This window comes from Ruegeria sp. BHSA163 (assembly GCF_059613365.1).
Genome location: NZ_JBXWSJ010000033.1, coordinates 1 through 19,167, shown reverse-complemented (window position 1 = coordinate 19,167; position 19,167 = coordinate 1). Strand labels below are relative to the sequence as shown.

Here is a 19,167-nt window from a genome sequence, read left to right as displayed (position 1 = left end):
CGCTGGACGACATCCCGGCCTGCGCCATTCACTCTAACCATTAAAGGAGACCCCGATGTCGATCACTGCCGCTGAAAAAGCACGCGTTATGAAAGAATTCGCAACTAAAGAGGGCGACACCGGCTCACCCGAAGTTCAGGTTGCTATCTTGACCTCGCGCATCAACACCCTGACCGAACACTTCAAGACCCATAAGAAAGACAACCACGGTCGTCGCGGTCTTTTGAAGATGGTGGCGCAGCGCCGTAAGTTGCTTGACTACCTGAAGGGCAAAGAAGAAGCGCGCTACCAAGACCTTATCCAAAAGCTGGGTATTCGCCGTTAATCGAGCACTGCTCGATTTTTGGTTTACTAACCAACTTTTACATAGTTCACGCCCGCCATTGAGGTGGGCGTGTTTGTTTTTGCCCTAGGGGTTATATGGCACTGTACCCATTTTTAGATTGCTCGCAGGCACTTCTAGGAACCGACCCAAATGTGGTGCCTGCGGTGTCGCCTCGATTATTATGATTGTACGATTCCGACCCGTGCCAGTCGCAAAAATTGCAGAAGTTCAAAATTTGAATTGTCAAATGGTTACGTCATTAAGGGTCGTGCGCCATGTACCAAGACAATCCATTTCACGAGATGCTGCTGGCTATTTCTCAGGTCTATTTGACCGAGGATAATCCAATGGGTTCTTTTACTGCGCAGAGACTTCTCGATGCGCCAGCTGCCATAACGCATGACCCAGTTTTACCTTGTCTCATGGATGAAAGTATCCGAACTGTGCTGTCAGAAAGCCGGCATTTTGCGGCGGCTGCCGTTCTTGGCGCTCAGACTTTGATTCCGTGGGGGTCAAACCCCGTCGAAGGAAATACAGAGGTGGGTGTCGCTGCGATGATTAGCGTTGCTACCCTGCTTGGGCCGGATGGCCCTATTCCAGCTCCGGACGTTCGGCTGGGATTGGTTTATATGCGCCCGAACAGTTATTATCCGCTCCATCGCCATGATGCGGATGAAACTTATGTCGTGATAGCAGGACGAGCGATTTGGACTGCGGGCGATGACATCCGAGTGCGCGGGGAAGGCGATATGATACATCATCCCAGTCTCATGCCACATGCCTTTCGGACAGGCCCCGAAGGTTTCGTGGCGCTTTGGCGTTGGAGCGGCGACATAAACACACACTCTTATGCTTTCATGGAAAGTCCAGAAACAGACCTTAAAACTTGAGTCAAAAGAAAGAACGCCCGCCAATTGACGGGCGTTCTTGATTGTTTGAACGTTACGCTACATCTTGGAGCGTTCAGATTTCAGTGCTAGCCACAGACAGTAACACATGATCAGAACGACCAATGTGAACGGGATACCTGTTGACACAGCCGCACCCTGTAGCGCGCTTAGGCCGCCTCCGAGCAGCAGCGCGATGGCCACCAGACCTTCGAGAGTACACCAGAATACCCGCTGTACCACCGGCGCATCCATCTTACCGCCTGCCGTGATCGTATCAATCACCAATGAGCCAGAGTCCGATGAGGTGACAAAGAACACCACGATCAGGATCAACGCTATAGGAGCTATGATGCCGTACAACGGCAGCTCCTTTAGGAACCCAAAAAGCGCACCCTCAGGCGCGTAGCTTTCGATCACCGTCGCGCGGACACCGTCGGCGCCACCCGCATTCAGCATGTCGATTGCCGCACCGCCGAATGTGGACATCCACAGGGCGCAAACCGCAGTTGGGGCTAACAAGGCGCAGATCACAAATTCACGAACTGTGCGACCTTTAGAAATGCGGGCGATGAACATCCCGACAAAAGGCGACCACGCAATCCACCAGGCCCAGTAGAACGTTGTCCAGCCATGGAAGAAACTGGTGTCTTCACGCCCGAATGGGTTCGAGAGAGCTGGCAACAACCGCACATAATCTGTCATGACACTAAAGTAACGCGAGATGGCGGTGCCAATACCGGTAACCACGATCACAAACAGGAAAAGGCCAACGGCCATGATCATGTTGATCTCGCTCAGCCTCTTTACCCCGGCATCCATGCCCATAAGAACCGAACCTAATGCAATCATCGTGATACCTATGATCAATAGAACAACGACTGTCGGACTTGGTGCGATTCCGAAGACTTCGTTAAGGCCCGCCGCAACTTGCTGTGCACCAAGACCAAGCGAGGTCGTCAGGCCAAACAAAGTGGCAAATACCGCCAAAGTATCGATTATGTGACCCCACCAACCCCAGACTCGTTCGCCAAGAATTGGATAGAATGCAGACCTTAGGGTCAGCGGAAGACCAAGATTGTAGCTGAATATCGCGAGCGCAAGGCCTACAGCCGCATAGACTGCCCAACCCTCAAGCCCCCAATGGTGAATGGTGCCCACAACGCCGATATATTCGTTGCCCGGAACCGCGATATCAATGCCCAGCGGGCGCGCTCCGCCGTCTTCGGCAAAGTTGTAATATACCGGTTCCAGAACGCCAAAAAACAGCAGTCCTATCCCGATGCCCGCCGCGAACATCATCGCTATCCATCCGGCATATGAATAGTCTGGTTTGGCGTCTTTGCCGCCGATCCGAACACTACCCACAGGCAGGACGATCAGAACAAGGCAGAAAAGAGTGATGATGTCGACCGAAAGGACGAGGAACCAGTCGAACGTGCTTGTCAGCCAGGGTCGGAGCCACCCGAAAAAGGCGGCCGCCGCCTCTTGATTTGCTAGAGAAATCAAAACAAACGCAAAAATCAGGATGCTTGAGATCAGAAAAACTGGATTGTGAATGTCCAGCCCAAAAGGTCTTACGTTGTCCTGCCCCAGTTCATATTCGGTTTCAAAGTCGTAGATCCTTGGATCCGGATCCAGCATTTTCTTGGATTGTGCCATTCGACTGTCCCTTGTTGTTTCATTGAACAAAACGCCAAGCATTGAGGCCGAAGGACGGGTTAAGAATGTTTCCAACTTGACGCATTTCCGTCAATTCGACCCTGAGGTGCACAGCAACATGTTACACTGGCTAACAAATTTCGCAAAATGCATTCATTTTTAGATATGTTAGCGGCGCTACTGGAGGGGAAATAAAGTCGAAATTTCAGGTCAAGAATGTCGTTCTGAGTCCTGCTGTGATGTATCGTCTACTTGGCGTTTTGGAACTTGAAGCGCTCTTTCTTTCACTCTCTGGCACAGCCTGTATCTGTTTATCGGGCGGGGCTGATCGCGCATAGCCGGCTCAAAGAAACTCGCATCTTTCCAAAGCTATCAAACTGCTGTATGGGCCATCCATCTGAGACGTTGTGCCCTGACCCCGGCACTCGAACGGAAGATAAAATGGGGTCGGCGGCAATGGGGCCGCCACGCAAACGGGAGACCCGCAGGGGCGGGAGTGCTCTCATCTAGGATACGCATATGTTTGATGTAACAAAGAAATCGATTCAGTGGGGCGAAGAAACGCTGACACTGGAAACCGGTAAGGTTGCCCGCCAAGCCGACGGCAGCGTGATCGCCACGCTGGGCGAAACCAGCGTCATGGCGAACGTGACTTTCGCAAAAGAACAAAAAGCAGGTCAGGATTTTTTCCCGCTGACCGTTCATTATCAGGAAAAATACTATGCCGCGGGCAAGGTTCCGGGCGGTTTTTTCAAGCGTGAAGCGCGCCCGACCGAAAAAGAGACACTGACGGCGCGTCTGATCGACCGTCCAATCCGTCCGCTTTTCGTAGACGGTTTCAAGAACGAAGTTCTGGTCATGTGCACCGTGCTTAGCCACGATTTGGTGAATGATCCCGACATTGTTGCGATGATCGCGGCATCGGCTGCCCTGACCATCTCCGGTGCGCCGTTCATGGGCCCGATTGCTGGCGCTCGTGTCGGTTTCGTTGACGGAGAATACGTTCTGAATCCAACGGTTGACGACATGCAGGATCTGCGCCTGAATCCGGAACAGCGTCTGGACCTGGTTGTTGCCGGCACCAAGAACGCCGTGATGATGGTAGAGTCCGAAGCGTACGAACTGTCCGAAGCAGAGATGTTGGGTGCAGTTACCTTTGCGCACGAACAGATCCAGCCAGTAATCGACCTGATCATTGATCTGGCCGAAGAGGCTGCAAAAGAGCCGTTTGACTTCCAGGCGCCGGACTACTCCGAACTGTTCGCGGCCGTTCAGTCCGCAGGTGAGCAGCAGATGCGCGCGGCGTTCGCAATCACCGACAAGCAAGAGCGTACTGCCGCAGTTGCAGCGGCTCGCGAAGCTATCAAAGAGGCTCTGACCGAAGAACAGCTGGAAGACGCAAATCTTGGGTCTGCAATGAAGAAGCTGGAAGCGGGCATTCTGCGCGGCGACGTTGTGAAAGGCGGAAAGCGTATCGACGGTCGCTCGACCACTGATGTTCGTGCAATCGAAGTCGAAACCTCATTGTTGCCGCGGACTCATGGTTCCGCACTTTTTACCCGCGGTGAAACTCAGGCGCTGGCTGTCACCACGCTTGGTACAGGCGATGACGAACAATTCATCGATGCGCTGCATGGCAACTTCAAGTCCAACTTCCTGCTGCATTACAACTTCCCTCCATATTCGGTTGGTGAAGCTGGTCGCGTTGGACCTCCGGGACGTCGTGAAATCGGCCACGGCAAGCTAGCGTGGCGTGCACTGCAGGCGGTTCTGCCTGCTCCTACTGACTTCCCCTATACCGTTCGCGTGGTGTCAGAGATCACGGAATCCAATGGCTCATCCTCGATGGCTTCTGTTTGCGGCGGTTCGCTATCGATGATGGACGCAGGTGTTCCGCTAAAGGCTCCGGTCGCCGGCGTCGCGATGGGTCTGATCCTGGAAGACGATGGCTCTTACGCGGTTTTGACAGACATTCTGGGTGACGAAGACCATCTGGGCGATATGGACTTCAAAGTTGCTGGTACAGAAAACGGCATCACGTCGCTGCAGATGGACATCAAAGTGGCTGGCATCACGCCTGAGATCATGGAGACAGCTCTGTCGCAGGCTAAAGAAGGCCGGATGCATATTCTAGGAGAGATGGGCAAGGCCCTTTCCGAGACCAACGAATTTTCGGTCCACGCCCCACGCATCGAGACCATGAACATCCCGACAGACAAGATCCGTGAAGTGATCGGGTCGGGTGGTAAGGTTATCCGCGAGATCGTGGAAACTTCGGGTGCCAAAGTCGATATCAACGATGACGGTGTGATCAAGATTGCGTCTCCGGACGGTGAATCGATCAAGAAGGCTTACGAAATGATCCACTCGATCGTGGCCGAGCCGGAAGAGGGTCAGATTTACACCGGCAAAGTCGTCAAGATCGTCGACTTCGGTGCCTTCGTTAACTTCTTTGGTAAGCGCGACGGTCTGGTGCATGTGTCCCAGATCGAAAACCGCCGCCTGAACCATCCGTCGGATGTTTTGAAGGAAGGTCAGGAAGTAAAAGTCAAGCTTCTGGGCTTTGATGATCGCGGTAAGGTGCGCCTGTCGATGAAGGTTGTCGATCAGGAAACCGGCGAAGAGGTCGTTCCCGAAAAGAAAGAAGAAAGCGCAGAGTAATTTGCCCCGCTTTCAACTAACAAAGGCCCCGGCGCAATGTCGGGGCCTTCCTTTATGTTACAATGCCGTCGAGCCCACAGGGAGAGATGGATATGACGGATACAAATCGGATCGATGACCTTGCGCTGAGATATTTGCAGGCCATCGAAAGCGGCGATCTTTCCAAGTTGCTGAGCTTATTCGCCGACGATGCAACGGCAACTTCGCCGATATCCGGAATGCAGCCTGCTCGGGACTTTTATTCCAACGTGATGCAGATCACGAGCAACCGGTCCACAGTTCACAAGAATACCTTTGCGGACACTGCGGGCGCCCCTCAGATGGCGGTGCATTTCGACTACACGCGAACCATCCGCAACGGGCACCCCGAAACCATCGAATGCGTCGACCTGTTTGAACTTACTGATGACCACAGCAGCTTTAAGTCGGTCAAAATCATCTACGACACTGCACCAGTCTTGGTAGATTTTGGCGAAGCTTGACGATCCGTTTTTAGTGGGCGACCCCTGACGGGCCATGTTTCAGCACATGCCATTGTCCATAGCTGTCGTTAAGGTCCAACTTAATGGCCGCATCCGCCTTGGTCGACGCACTGCCAACTTCGGCAATTGTAAATTCGATGCCGCCCGGGATATCGATGCGCACTCGGTGTTCACCTCCACCGTGCGGTGCTTGAATCGGTCGCCCCGTCGACTTCAGCACGTCATCAATAGATATTTCGGCCGTACGGCCCTCGATATCGATGTTGAAGTCAATGGGTAAATAAAGAGTTTCGTGGATGGTCTTGCACATCGCCCGGAATACAAACCAATGAGTAGCCATTTCTTCGGTTTCCTCACCATGAAAGACCTTTTCAAGCGCACCGCGCTGAGCCTCGGTCGCCTTTGGATCAATAATTACCTGCATTTCTCCGCCGCCTTCAAAAATCGGGCCGGGCCAGGCATATATCAGTGCAGCCTTCGCGCCGCTGAGATCCGTGTCGTCAAAATGTCCTTTTGCGACTTCAAGCACCTCGAAGCCACGGCAATGTCCGTTCGTTGGCAACTCTTCAAACTGACATGGGCAGGCATAACCACAATTGCAGTTACCAAAACTATTTCCTTCAATGTACCAGTCTGTAATTGGCATGGCTTTCTCCTGTAAAGCACGGTCGAAATCCCGATGTTTGACAGTTGCGGCCTGTATAAATGTCTGCCGATTGCACCTTAGCACGGTTTGACATGCAGTTCGAACTATATCCGCTGCACCAAAGAATAAGATACATCAGGCGAAAATGTGGATTGAGTCTTTAAGCAACGTTAGCCTTACTTGACTGCGCAACGGTTTCGGGACCGAGAAGCCCATGAAAACAGCCCCGGTTCGCCAAATTCCGCGCGTTCCATTTTGGATAGAAACACGCGGATGTTTTATCGAAAAAAGCCGCGCTTATCAGGTCGGCGCCTTGGTCTTGCGTAGGTAAGGGAAAATGGTTTCGAACTCGCCGAATTTCTCCTTCGCCTCATCATTTGACACAGCAGGTGGAATGATTACATCCTCACCGGGCACCCAGTTCGCCGGTGTAGCAACGCCTTTCGAGCTCATCTGTAGGCCGTCTAAAGCACGCAAAATCTCAGCGAAGTTTCGGCCCACGGTCATAGGATAAGTCATCGACAACTTTAATTGCTTGTCGGGCCCGATGATAAAGACAGAACGCACAGTGGCGCTGTCAGCAGGGGTGCGGCCATCAGGCAGGTAGGCTTCGGCAGGCAGCATGTCGAAAGCCTTTGAAACTGCCAAGCCATCATCTGCAATAATCGGAAAGCCTGGATTGGCGTTGCCATAGGCTTCTATGTCTTTCTTCCATTTTTTGTGGTCCTCGACTCCGTCAACAGACACACCAATTACTTTGGTGTTACGCGCGGCCCACTCATCGTTCAGCTGCGCGACAGCCGAAAATTCGGTGGTGCAGACAGGCGTAAAATCCTTGGGGTGCGAAAATAGAATAGCCCAGCTGTCACCGATCCAGTCGTGAAACTGAATGGTGCCCTGATCTGTTTCAGCGGTAAAATTTGGGACGGTGTCGTTGATGCGCAAACCCATGGTGCATCTCCTTTCCTGCAAAAATCCGAGTCGGATGGCGTAAACCTAAACACTTTGTCCAGAGGTTAAAGCGTCCATAAGGATTTTCTGGGCGTATTTCGCCAAAAATCTCCAAAATAATTTGATCAAATTATGCACTTGCCCCGCCCTATGGCCGATGACAAAGTGGCCCGGAAACTGGCCATGAGGCCAAATGTTCAGGAGGACGCGCCATGATCGAAAGACGCAATTTTTACATCGATGGCATGTGGGTTGCCCCGTCGGAAGCAAACGATTTTCACGTAATTAATCCTTCTAACGAGGAGCCATGCGCAACAATATCCTTAGGCTCTCAGGCTGATACAGATGCAGCCGTCGCTGCGGCCAAGGCCGCCCTGCCCGGATGGATGGCCACCCCGGTCTCGGATCGAATTGCTTTAGTTGAAAAGCTGATCGACATTTACCAGTCCCGAACTGAAGATTTGGCGCAAGCAATGTCGCTTGAGATGGGGGCGCCGATTGACATGGCTCGCACGCAGCAAGCAGGAGCGGGTACATGGCACCTTAAGAACTTTATTCGCGCCGCCAAAGAATTTGAATTTGAGCGTCCATTGGGCAATCACGCTCCGAATGACCGGATCATTTACGAGGCCGTCGGCGTGGCCGCCCTGATAACGCCATGGAATTGGCCAATGAATCAAATCACGCTTAAGGTCGGCGCAGCGGCGATTTCGGGGTGCACAATGGTGCTGAAGCCATCCGAACAAAGCCCATTGAATGCAATGATTTTTGCCGAGATGATGGACGAAGCAGGGTTCCCGCCAGGCGTATTCAATCTGGTCAACGGCGATGGCGCGGGCGTAGGCTCGCAGCTGTCGGCGCATCCAGACGTGGACATGGTCAGCTTTACCGGCTCAACCCGTGCAGGAACTGCAATTTCCAAGAACGCGGCAGATACGCTGAAAAAAGTGCATTTGGAACTGGGTGGTAAAGGCGCAAACGTGGTATTCGCCGACGCCGATGAAAAGGCAATCAAGCGTGGCGTTCTGCACATGATGAACAACACGGGTCAAAGCTGTAATGCGCCCAGTCGAATGCTGGTCCAGCGTCCGGTTTATGATCAAGCGGTCGAAACCGCCGCCGAAGTGGCCAACAAGGTCACCGTGGGCAGCGCCGCGGAAGAGGGTCGGCATATCGGACCCGTAGTTAACGAGGTCCAATGGAACAAAATTCAGGACCTGATCCAGAAGGGTATTGATGAAGGCGCGCGCCTTGTCGCAGGCGGCACGGGACGACCGGAAGGCTTGAACAAGGGCTACTATGTGCGACCCACTGTCTTTGCCGACGCCAACAATCAGATGACCATCGCGCGCGAGGAAATTTTCGGCCCCGTTCTGACGATGATCCCTTTCGAAACTGAAGAGGAGGCTATCGAAATAGCCAATGATACACCCTACGGTCTGACGAACTATGTCCAGACACAGGACGGCTCACGCGCAAACCGTATGGCGCGGGCGTTGCGGTCAGGGATGGTCGAGATGAACGGCCAATCGCGCAGTGCTGGTTCACCTTTTGGAGGTATGAAACAGTCGGGCAATGGGCGCGAAGGTGGCGTCTGGGGCCTGGAAGACTTTTTGGAAGTCAAAGCTGTGGGCGGTTGGGCAGCAGAGTAGCTTTTGAACACAGGGATCGGGCGAGGCATTTTTGATGCCTCGCCTTATCTCAGATTGGCCGTACCAACAACTGAGGCTTTCCGTCTGAAGTGCGCCGGTGGGACCGACCGTCCCAACCGATACTACCGGTTACGCGCTGTCGTAGTGACGAAAAACTGTCAAACCGAACCACATCGACTGGTTGGTCGAATTGTAGAGTTATTCTGCGACTGCTTCCGTCGCCAAGCATGGTAATGCCGCGAATTTCAGCCGTGAACGGTTGCCCCAAGTACTGACCTTCAACCCGATCACCTACACCAAATTGCATTCGGTTTTCGACCTTTGCAACCAACGTATTCCAGTCGCGGGCACCGTGTTGATGGGCTAGCATCTCCAGCGCCGCGCTATGTGAGAGAGAGACCCCGGCGCTTCGCAATTTCTCTCGCAAGCGTTTGGCCTGTGTCTTGAGCTCCTCAATCTGAGGAGCCGTCTTGGATGATGTCATCATCTGCCTCTTTTCCTATAGAGGGCACGAAATCAGGACGGGGCTCACATTACCATCCGCGTGCCGTGAAAAGACAACAGATGTTCAGCTTGTCGGGTTTCACCAAAGCCATAGGCCGTGAGCGGCAGGGGACCCGAACCTGCTGCCCCATTTGGCATTGGATCGCCTTACTGTCAATCAGGCATCGGCCTGCGCGGCTTCATATGCCAACATCGCCCGCTTTACGGGCAAGCCCCAGTGATAGCCCCCCAATCCACCCGATTTGCGCAACGCACGGTGACAAGGGATCAGCCAACTGACCGGATTTCGTCCAACAGCTGTGCCCACCGCGCGTACCGCCTGTGGTGATCCAACGCGCTGTGCGATCTCGGAATAGGTGGTCACCTGACCAGAGGGAATGTGCATCAAAGCCTCCCAAACCTTAATCTGCAGTGGTGAGCCGATCAGATAGAGCGGTGTCGGTTCAAGCCGGTCGCTGGCCGCACCGAATGCGCTTAACACCCAAGGGCGCAGGCGCATCGGGTCCTCGACAAAGTCGGCCAATGGCCAACGGGACAGCATATCAGCCATCGCGTCTTCTTCTCCAGTTTCAGCGCCAAAAGCTATGCCGCAGATTCCTTTGTCAGTGGCCATAACCAAAGCAGGTCCAAACGGACTATCGAACCAACCCCAATAAATGGACAGGCCCGCGCCGTTTCTGGCGTATTCGCCGGGGCTCATGGATTCCCATTTCAAAAACAAATCGTGCAAACGCCCACTACCGGACAGGCCGACGTTGTGAGCGGTTTCCAGTGTGGTGAAACGTTCGCGCAATAACGCTTTGGCGTGACCAAGGGTTAAATATTGCTGATATCGCTTGGGCGAAACACCCGTCCAGCGCGAAAACAGCCGTTGGAAATGAGCTGGGCTCATGTCCATCTTGTTGGCCAACTCCTCCAGGCTCAGTGTCTCGCCACCTTGATCGATTAAATCAATCGCGCGTCGCATTACGTTATAGTGATAGCCGCTTTCGGGGTTCTGGACGTTCATGGGCCTTACCTTTCTGACTGGGTAAAACATAGCCTGTCGGCTCTATGTTCGCGACCCGGAAGTTGCGCAAACCTTAATGCTTGTATCAACCCTTCAGGGACGTCATTAATGCCCGAATGACCAAGCAACTCGGATATCATCGGATCCGCGAGATCTTTGAGCGTTTTCACGACGCCGACCCTGAACCTAAGGGTGAGTTGGATCACGTAAACGTCTACACTCTGGTTGTTGCGGTGGCGTTGTCGGCGCAGGCAACTGACGCCGGTGTGAACAAGGCCACTCGGGGACTTTTCCAAATTGCCGATACACCACAAAAAATGTTGGACCTGGGCGAAGAAGGTTTGATTGAACATATCAAAACCATCGGTTTGTTTCGACAAAAGGCCAAGAATGTCATCAAGCTCAGCCGCATTCTGGTCGAAGACTATGGCGGCGAAGTCCCGAACTCTCGCGCAGCGCTGCAATCTTTACCCGGCGTTGGCCGGAAGACTGCCAATGTAGTGCTGAACATGTGGTGGCGATATCCGGCTCAAGCTGTGGACACCCACATCTTTCGCGTCGGCAATCGGACCGGAATCTGCCCGGGTAAGACAGTCGAAGCAGTCGAGCGCGCAATCGAGGACAATATACCGACCGATTTCCAGCTACATGCACATCATTGGCTGATCCTGCATGGCCGCTATCACTGCAAAGCTCGAAAACCACAATGCCAAACGTGCATCATCCGTGATCTTTGCGATTTTGAGGATAAAACCTTATGAAAACTTACCAGCTTGTCGGCATTGGAAATGCCGTTGTTGACGTGATTTCCCAGGCCGATGACAACTTCCTGGAACTCATGGGAATTGAAAAAGGCATCATGCAACTGATCGAACGTGATCGGGGCGAGGTGTTGTACGCAGCAATGGAAAGCCGCGTACAAACACCGGGTGGCTCGGTTGCGAATACAATTGCCGGTGCTGGCGCGTTGGGGCTGGATGCGGCTTTTATCGGACGCGTACATGATGACGCCTTAGGTCGGTTCTATGCCCGAGCAATGAACGAGGATGGCGTCGATTTTGTTAATCCACCTGTTCCGGGTGGGGAGCTTCCGACCTCTCGTTCGATGATTTTTGTTTCGCCGGATGGCGAGAGGTCAATGAACACTTACCTGGGAATTTCGTCCGAGCTTTCTTCGGCAGATGTCTCGGTCGAGGTCGCTGGCAATAGCCAGATCATGTTCCTTGAAGGGTACTTGTTCGATAAGGAAAAGGGTAAGGCGGCCTTTCTTGAGGCTGCCCGCGATTGCCATAAAGGTGGCGGCAAGACCGGGATTGCTATTTCCGACCCGTTTTGCGTGGAACGCCACCGTGTAGATTTTTTGTTGTTGATCGAGAACGAACTGGATTTTGTCATAGGTAACGAGGCCGAGATCAAATCGCTCTTCGAAACCGAAAACTTGGAAGAGGCCTTGGCTAAAACGGCGCAGATATGCCCGCTTGTCGTCTGTACCCGCTCGGGCGACGGTGTAACTGTTCTGAACAAGGGCAAGCGAGTTGATGTGCCCGTTGAAAAGATCGTGCCAGTTGACGCGACAGGTGCAGGTGATCAGTTTGCGGCGGGCTTCCTGTTCGGAATGGCGACCGGCCGCGATTACGAAACCTGCGCACGAATTGGCAATGTCTGCGCCCGTGAAGTCATCAGCCATATCGGCCCGCGACCCGAGGCAAACATGCTGGAACTTTTGCGAGCGGAGGAGTTGCTCTAAGCTGGACCTTCGCAGACCGGTAACTGTATTTTGCTCACCGTTTCTGACGGTGCCTGCGCTGAATAATTTACTGAGTTTTTCGGTTGTGGTTTCGCGCATTGCTACACAACCTATCGGCAGCGCTACAGCAGTAATAGCTCAGGCATGAAGCAAGTGGACACATTGGCAAGGCTAAATGTGTTGCACTCTTCTTGTGATATCCGGAAAATGCTTGGGCAAATTTATCTGAGATGCGTATCAAATTCAGCTATAACCTGCCTGTAAACGTCTCGTTTGAAAGGCACGATTTCTTCAATCAACCGTTCAGGGTCCTGCCACTTCCAGCTGGTGAACTCTGGGTGTTCAGTTTCGATTTCGATCTGCGTATCTCGGCCCAAGAAACGCAAAAGGAACCATTTTTGCTCCTGCCCACGAAAACGTCCCTTCCAGATTTTTGGAACTATATCATGCGGCAAATCATAGGGCAGCCAACCGTCTGTCTCGGCGATGATCTCAACCAGATCCGAAGTCACACCGGTTTCTTCCCACAACTCTCGCAAGGCTGCTTCACGTGGGTCTTCTCCCTTGTCCACGCCGCCCTGAGGCATTTGCCAGGCGTCTTTGTGGCGATCATTTCGCTGGCCGACAAAAATCTTGCGGTCGGCATTCATCATCATCAGTCCCACGCAGGGACGATACGGAAGTTTGGCGATTTCATCCCGTGTCATGCGCGGCCTCATCTTGTGTTTGCCCAACGTCTAACAAGCGACAGAACCGCAGCAAAGGGGGTGACGTCAGGTTTCGCGTGACACCAGCGCCGGACAAGGCGATGGTCCCGTCTGAATCAGGGAGAGTTTCGCCATGACTGCGTACCCAAATATGTTGGCCCCGCTGGATCTGGGATTTACCACGTTAAAGAACAGGGTTCTTATGGGCTCGATGCATACTGGGCTGGAGGAAACCGGCGACTGGAACCGGGTCGCGGAATTTTATGCCTCACGCGCTCGTGGCGGTGTTGCGTTGATGGTGACCGGAGGGATCGGCCCAAATTTGGAAGGATCAGTGCTGCCAGGTGCGGCAATGATGACAACCGAAAAGGATGTTATCAATCACGCCATTGTAACGGATCGGGTACATCAGGCGGGCGGTAAGATCGCCATGCAAATTCTGCATGCCGGGCGATATGCCTACGGACCAAAATGCGTGGCGCCCAGCCCGGTTAAATCTCCAATCTCTCCGTTTCCGCCAAACGAATTGGACGAAGACGGTATCGAAAAACAGATCAGCGACATCGTGAACGCGGCCGTTCTGGCGCAACAAGCGGGCTATGATGGGGTCGAAATAATGGGGTCCGAGGGGTATTTCCTCAACCAATTCATTGTGACGCATACCAACAAACGCACTGACCGTTGGGGCGGCTCTTACGAGAACCGGATGCGTTTGCCGATTGAAGTCGTGCGTCGCACCCGAAAGGCCGTAGGCACAGACTTCATCATAATATACCGCTTGTCGATGATAGACCTGGTACCAAATGGCTCGACCCATGACGAAGTGGTGCAATTGGCGCAAGAGGTCGAAAAGGCCGGGGCTACGATCATCAATACTGGGATCGGTTGGCATGAGGCGAGAATACCCACAATCGCCACCAGCGTACCGCGTGCGGCGTTCGCGTGGGTGACAAAAAAGCTGATGGGCAAGGTATCGATTCCAGTAATCACTTCAAATCGTATCAACACACCCGAGGTTGCAGAAGAAGTCTTGGCGACCGGTTGTGCCGACATGGTGTCTTTGGCGCGGCCCATGCTTGCAGATGCTGACTTTGTGACAAAGGCGATGACGGGCCAAGCAGCCAAAATCGCGCCTTGTATAGCGTGCAATCAAGCTTGCCTGGATCACACGTTCAGCGGAAAACTGACGTCTTGTCTGGTCAATCCACTTGCCTGTCATGAAACGGAACTGGTTATCGGGGCGGCTGACGCCAAAAAGAATATTGCCGTTGTAGGGGCGGGACCAGCTGGACTTTCCACAGCGATGACAGCCGCTCAACGGGGGCACAACGTGACACTCTTTGATCGGGCCGCGGAAATTGGTGGTCAGCTGAATTTGGCCAAACAGATTCCGGGGAAAGAAGAGTTCTGGGGTCTAGTGGACTGGTACCGAACTATGATTGCAGACCTTGGCGTAGAGGTTGAGTTGAATCGTGATGTGAAGGCACGCGATTTGACCAGTTTCGACGAGGTAATCATTGCGACGGGCGTCATCCCGCGTGACCCGAAGATTCCCGGGCAGGAGCACGAGAGTGTCCTTAGCTATATAGACGTTTTGCGCGAAAAAGCCCCGGTTGGTGACACGGTCGCTGTAATAGGCGCAGGCGGCATTGGGTTCGATGTGTCCGAGTTCCTGCTGGATGACGGTCACAGCCCAACCACCGACCTGCCGCTTTGGATGAAAGAATGGGGTGTCACTGATCCCGCGGAACATCGTTCAGGACTAGCTCCTGAAGGGCCTCAACCCGAAGCACCCGCGAGGCAAGTAACTTTACTGCAACGTAAGAAGCAGGCCCACGGCAAAGGTCTGGGAAAGACAACCGGCTGGATTCACCGAACGGCACTGAAAATGAAAAACGTGAATTTTGTCGGTGGTGTGAACTATGAACGTATCGACGATGATGGTTTGCATGTCAGTCTTGGTGAAGAACGCACAGACCCGACGTTAATCGCCGCGGATACTATTGTTCTATGCGCAGGCCAAGTTTCGGACCGTACTCTTGCAGATGAACTAATCGAATTGGGCATTACACCGCACATCATTGGCGGAGCTGACGTCGCCGCTGAGCTGGATGCAAAGAGGGCAATCAATCAAGGTACGCGGCTGGCTGCGACGCTGTGATCCGGCGGCAGGGTTTTTCTGTGCTTTACTTAATACTGATGAAAATCGCAGGCTCGTGCTCTGATTGGGGTCCATCGAAGTGATGATTTCACGCCTACGGCGCAGCGCGTTGCCGACTAAGCTCTCTTCGCGGCCATTGCCCCTAGAAACGAGGTAGTTTGGGCGGCAATCACTATTTCACGCGGCGGCTTGCATGCTGTCGTGACTGCCTTGTGATTTGCCTAACCCTCAAAGTGTAACAGCCATTGATCGGCATGAGCAATCATTCGACGTTTATTGTTATCACATCCGAAACGACTGGCGGAGAATGCGGCACATGTCCTGCGTCGCCCAATACCAGTTGCAAGGTGTGCACCCCAGAAGGAAGATCAAGCGTCACCTGAGTTTGTCCGCCACCAAAGTGCATATGATTGTCGTCCGAGGGCAGTCCATACGCCAGTTCATCCGCACCGTCTTCACCCTGCCCAAGAGGTGGGCGATCCACAAGAAGATGGTGATGACCCGTGTTTTCGGCTTCGGTTCCCGCTGGTGCAACACCCATACCACTGAGACCAAAGACCACAGTTACTGGTGATTGAACGGTATCACCGTCGGACAAATTGACGAAATAGACCTTCGCATCCGGGTTGGACGGTGTTTCGCCGCCAGCCCATCCAATTAGAGGCGACAGGATCAGTGCGAATGACAAAGTTATTGTTTTCATCTTCTTCTCCTCGGTCACAAAAAAGCCATTCTCATACTAGCACGATTATACGAACTGCTTGAATTCTTCAGATATTATGCGAGGCGAGGAGTTATCGGCCTGCCACTTTCGCCGTTTCCTAAGCGCAAACGATCCTTTTCAAAACCCTGATATTATCCCATGTCTGCCAAGTTCTCGCCCAGATTGATCGCAATATTGGGACAACGAACAGAACACTTGGGGAACGAGAATGGACCGACTAACCGAAATGGAGGCATTTTCCAATGTAGTGGACCAAGGTGGTTTCACCGACGCTGCTAAGAAAATGGGAATCTCCAAATCGGCTGTATCCAAGCACGTATCGAGCCTTGAAGCGAGATTGGGTGCCCGGTTGCTGAACAGGACTACACGTCGTGTTTCACCAACCGAAATCGGATTGGCCTATTATGACCGCGCGCGGCGCGTACTGAATGACGCCGGTGAGGCGGACGCGCTTGTTACCTCAATGCAGTCTGATCCGTCAGGGCTACTGCGCATCAGTGTAGCAACCGATTTTGGTGTAAACCACTTGTCGCCGGTGCTTTCCGAGTTCCTTTCTGCCTATCCCGACATCACTGTGAACATGGTGTTGAACAACCGCTATGTTGAACTGATTTCTGAAGGATTCGATGTCGCGGTACGTATTGGCGAGTTGGAAGACAGCACATTACGCGCCCGTAAATTAACTGAAACAGTTAAGCGTATGGTCGCTGCTCCGAAATATATCGAGGATTTCGGACATCCACAGAAGATCGACGACCTGAATGAACACAAACTTCTGCATTACTCCAGCCAATCCTCGGGCAATGTCTGGAAATTGACAGCTCCCTCAGGTGAAAAGCGTCAGGTACGTACCGCTGGTTGGTTGAGCGTAAACGACGGTCAATCGCTTTTGAATGCCGCGATCTCGGGGCTTGGGATCGCGTATCTGCCCAGCTATTTATATGCAGATGCCCTGAAAACTGGCGAAGTTGTGGATGCGATGCCGTCGCTGCCGGACGAGGTGCAAGGTATTTTTGCGGTGTATCCTCCTGGCCGTTTCACACAACCGAAAGTGCGTGCGTTTATCGATTTTCTCGTCGATTCCTTTTCAGAAAAAGGACCGATGGACTGGTAAAATTCTCCCTACGGCAACTTCCAACCCGCGCTTCACGGCGCGGGTTTTTTTTAATCTCCGAGAATGGACATTCCCATTCCCCGCGCAACAGACCGCAAACTCTGAGTCAGAACCCTTTGACCCGGCAAAGGACCTTCGGTACTGCGTGTAAGCATTGCAATATCACGATTGGCGTTGGTAACTTTTAAAGGTCGCAGGCGAACTTCATCACGGTAAATTCCCTGCCGACGTGCGTAGAGATCAGGAAGCACTGCAACGCCAATTCCCGAGGCGGCCATAAGGACAATGGAGTCTAGGGTAGTGCCTTCGTATTCATCAGAAACGACACCTCCGCACTCTGCCGCCAAGGCGAAAACGATGCGCGATAGTCGGTGGCTTTGGTCTAGAGTCAGGAAAATTCTATTTTGCAAATCCTCTGCACCCACGCCTTGAAGGTCCCGTGCCAACGGATCATCCACTGCAGTCGCTATCCAAAGAGGTTCGTTAAAAAGGCGTTCCTGAACAGTGTTGGGATGGTCTTCAGGGGTCGAGATAATGAGGTCAAACCTCCCCGACTTTAATCCATGTTCAAGGTCGCGTGTGTTTTCCTCGCGAACCACGATACGTAATCCGGGACGAGCATGATGTACTTCCTTGATAACTTGGGGCAGTAAATACGGTCCGATCGACGGTAAAACACCCAGGCGCAAACGCCCACCGACAGGAGCGTCGCTGACCATTGCATGCCTTAGATCTTGAACGTCGACCAGAATTTTCTGCGCGCGTTCTATGAAATCCTCACCCTTGGCTGTGGTTTGAACACCGCCACGGCTGCGTTCAAAAATCCGGATACCCAGCTCTTGTTCGACGGTGGCAATTTGGGCCGAAAGGCTGGGCTGGCTGACGTTTAAAACTTCAGCCGCCTGACTGAACCGGCCAAGGCGACTGACCGTCACAATATATTCCAGTTGACGAAGTGTTGGGCGCATTTCATAGTTTCAAACTAATTGAAAGTTAATAAGATAATATTTTGCTAATTGAAATTCGCAAGGCATCTAGCGTCAACCAATGTTAGGAGCCGCAAATGCCAGGCGTAATAGACACGCTTTCCAGCAATCTACTGGTGCCAACCATACTGTTTTTTGCTCTGGGTTTGCTTGCTGCTTTCGCCCGCAGCGATCTGTCGATACCGACAGGCGCAGCCAAGTTTATGTCACTTTATCTGCTGTTGGCCATAGGTTTCAAAGGCGGTAGCAGTCTTGCTGAACATGGTATCCATTGGGATTTATTTCTTACGCTATTGGGTGGTGTTGCCCTGTCGTTTGCCATTCCATTTGTTGCATTCGGATTGCTAACAATAATGACTCGATTGGACGCGCTGAACGCAGCCGCAGTGGCAGGCCACTATGGATCTATCTCGATCGTGACATTTGTAACTGCCGTTAGCCTTCTTGATCTGGTCGGGTTACGTTACGACGGTTTCATGGTCGCTGTGGCCGCTGCGATGGAGGTGCCAGCAATCCTTTCGGCTCTGTGGCTCGCGCACAAGTCAAGTAACAGTGGCCTCCGCGATGCAGGACTTTGGCGTGATTTGCTGGCCAATGGATCCATTGTTCTTTTAACAGGGTCATTTCTGATTGGCGCGATCACCGGTGGCAAGGGAATGCAAATGATTGCACCTTTCATCGTTACGCCATTCACTGGCATATTGTGCCTGTTCCTGCTGGACATGGGGCTTTCTGCGGGACGCAGCCTGATCCGCAACCGCGATAAGTTATCGATCGGTCTTTTCGCCTTTGGTTTGGTCATGCCCTTATTAGGCGCATTCATGGCATGGGCCGCAGGCGCGTTGATCGGATTGCCTCAAGGAAGTCTGTTTCTTTTCATGGTTCTCTCTGCATCAGCATCCTATATAGCGGTGCCCGCAGCCATGAAGATTGCCTTGCCCAAGGCAGA

At 52.9% G+C, this 19,167-nt stretch carries 18 protein-coding genes; 10 read left to right on the top strand and 8 right to left on the bottom strand.

Annotated elements, in window-relative coordinates; all coding sequences use genetic code 11:
* Positions 1 to 55: 55 nt before the first annotated feature.
* Together rpsO and AC2FNV_RS15425 are read left to right on the top strand one after the other, a co-directional pair.
* The gene (gene rpsO / locus AC2FNV_RS15430) at positions 56 to 325 is read left to right on the top strand and encodes a 30S ribosomal protein S15 (protein ID WP_170479478.1); all 270 of its coding nucleotides are present in this window, start codon (positions 56 to 58) and stop codon (positions 323 to 325) included.
* A gap of 275 nt (positions 326 to 600) precedes the next feature.
* Positions 601 to 1,215, top strand: a complete 615-nt coding sequence (locus AC2FNV_RS15425; protein WP_170603044.1) for a dimethylsulfonioproprionate lyase family protein — start codon at positions 601 to 603, stop codon at positions 1,213 to 1,215.
* Positions 1,216 to 1,272: 57 nt separating this feature from the next.
* Here AC2FNV_RS15425 and AC2FNV_RS15420 read toward each other — a convergent pair whose 3' ends face one another.
* Positions 1,273 to 2,874, bottom strand: coding sequence for a BCCT family transporter (locus AC2FNV_RS15420; protein ID WP_170479482.1), 1,602 nt, complete (start codon positions 2,872 to 2,874; stop codon positions 1,273 to 1,275).
* Positions 2,875 to 3,393: 519 nt separating this feature from the next.
* On the opposite strand from AC2FNV_RS15420, the gene pnp reads away from it, so the two are divergent.
* Positions 3,394 to 5,535 carry a polyribonucleotide nucleotidyltransferase gene (pnp, locus tag AC2FNV_RS15415; RefSeq protein WP_170603042.1) on the top strand — a complete coding sequence of 714 codons (2,142 nt, stop codon included), beginning with the start codon at positions 3,394 to 3,396 and terminating at the stop codon, positions 5,533 to 5,535.
* 92 nt (positions 5,536 to 5,627) lie between these two features.
* A complete protein-coding gene (locus tag AC2FNV_RS15410; protein WP_170603040.1) occupies positions 5,628 to 6,017 on the top strand; it encodes a nuclear transport factor 2 family protein in 390 nt (129 codons plus the stop codon).
* Between the two features lie 10 nt (positions 6,018 to 6,027).
* Here the strand turns inward: AC2FNV_RS15410 and AC2FNV_RS15405 are convergent, their stop codons facing one another.
* Entirely contained in the window at positions 6,028 to 6,663 is a 636-nt protein-coding gene (locus AC2FNV_RS15405; protein ID WP_170603039.1) for a DUF1326 domain-containing protein, read from the bottom strand.
* Positions 6,664 to 6,963: 300 nt separating this feature from the next.
* Complete coding sequence (locus tag AC2FNV_RS15400) at positions 6,964 to 7,614, bottom strand: peroxiredoxin (protein WP_170479489.1); 651 nt, start codon at positions 7,612 to 7,614, stop codon at positions 6,964 to 6,966.
* Positions 7,615 to 7,826: 212 nt separating this feature from the next.
* On the opposite strand from AC2FNV_RS15400, the gene AC2FNV_RS15395 reads away from it, so the two are divergent.
* Positions 7,827 to 9,266, top strand: a complete 1,440-nt coding sequence (locus tag AC2FNV_RS15395) for an aldehyde dehydrogenase family protein (RefSeq protein ID WP_170603037.1) — start codon at positions 7,827 to 7,829, stop codon at positions 9,264 to 9,266.
* 49 nt (positions 9,267 to 9,315) lie between these two features.
* On the opposite strand, the gene AC2FNV_RS15390 is transcribed toward AC2FNV_RS15395, so the two are convergent.
* Both AC2FNV_RS15390 and AC2FNV_RS15385 read right to left on the bottom strand, forming a co-directional pair.
* On the bottom strand, positions 9,316 to 9,753 hold the full coding sequence (locus tag AC2FNV_RS15390) for a glyoxalase superfamily protein (protein ID WP_496773784.1): 438 nt from the start codon (positions 9,751 to 9,753) through the stop codon (positions 9,316 to 9,318).
* A 174-nt stretch (positions 9,754 to 9,927) separates the two neighbouring features.
* Positions 9,928 to 10,779, bottom strand: coding sequence for a methylated-DNA--[protein]-cysteine S-methyltransferase (locus tag AC2FNV_RS15385; protein WP_170603033.1), 852 nt, complete (start codon positions 10,777 to 10,779; stop codon positions 9,928 to 9,930).
* Positions 10,780 to 10,895: 116 nt separating this feature from the next.
* Here AC2FNV_RS15385 and nth point away from each other — a divergent pair, with 116 nt between their 5' ends.
* Together nth and AC2FNV_RS15375 are read left to right on the top strand one after the other, a co-directional pair.
* On the top strand, positions 10,896 to 11,540 hold the full coding sequence (nth, locus tag AC2FNV_RS15380) for an endonuclease III (RefSeq protein ID WP_170603031.1): 645 nt from the start codon (positions 10,896 to 10,898) through the stop codon (positions 11,538 to 11,540).
* Entirely contained in the window at positions 11,537 to 12,526 is a 990-nt protein-coding gene (locus AC2FNV_RS15375; RefSeq protein ID WP_170603029.1) for an adenosine kinase, read from the top strand. The genes nth and AC2FNV_RS15375 overlap by 4 nt, the downstream gene beginning before the upstream one ends.
* A gap of 221 nt (positions 12,527 to 12,747) precedes the next feature.
* On the opposite strand, the gene AC2FNV_RS15370 is transcribed toward AC2FNV_RS15375, so the two are convergent.
* Complete coding sequence (locus AC2FNV_RS15370; RefSeq protein ID WP_170479501.1) at positions 12,748 to 13,233, bottom strand: RNA pyrophosphohydrolase; 486 nt, start codon at positions 13,231 to 13,233, stop codon at positions 12,748 to 12,750.
* A 133-nt stretch (positions 13,234 to 13,366) separates the two neighbouring features.
* Here AC2FNV_RS15370 and AC2FNV_RS15365 point away from each other — a divergent pair, with 133 nt between their 5' ends.
* A complete protein-coding gene (locus AC2FNV_RS15365) occupies positions 13,367 to 15,394 on the top strand; it encodes an FAD-dependent oxidoreductase (protein WP_496773781.1) in 2,028 nt (675 codons plus the stop codon).
* A gap of 262 nt (positions 15,395 to 15,656) precedes the next feature.
* Here the strand turns inward: AC2FNV_RS15365 and AC2FNV_RS15360 are convergent, their stop codons facing one another.
* Positions 15,657 to 16,097 (bottom strand): DUF4399 domain-containing protein, encoded by a 441-nt coding sequence (locus tag AC2FNV_RS15360; protein ID WP_170479504.1) that lies wholly within the window; start codon positions 16,095 to 16,097, stop codon positions 15,657 to 15,659.
* Positions 16,098 to 16,326: 229 nt separating this feature from the next.
* On the opposite strand from AC2FNV_RS15360, the gene AC2FNV_RS15355 reads away from it, so the two are divergent.
* Positions 16,327 to 17,232, top strand: coding sequence for a LysR family transcriptional regulator (locus AC2FNV_RS15355; protein WP_170479506.1), 906 nt, complete (start codon positions 16,327 to 16,329; stop codon positions 17,230 to 17,232).
* 50 nt (positions 17,233 to 17,282) lie between these two features.
* Here the strand turns inward: AC2FNV_RS15355 and AC2FNV_RS15350 are convergent, their stop codons facing one another.
* Positions 17,283 to 18,200, bottom strand: a complete 918-nt coding sequence (locus AC2FNV_RS15350) for a hydrogen peroxide-inducible genes activator (protein ID WP_170603025.1) — start codon at positions 18,198 to 18,200, stop codon at positions 17,283 to 17,285.
* Positions 18,201 to 18,295: 95 nt separating this feature from the next.
* On the opposite strand from AC2FNV_RS15350, the gene AC2FNV_RS15345 reads away from it, so the two are divergent.
* Positions 18,296 to 19,167: sodium-dependent bicarbonate transport family permease (locus AC2FNV_RS15345; RefSeq protein ID WP_496773778.1), on the top strand; the 872-nt coding region annotated here is incomplete at its 3' end.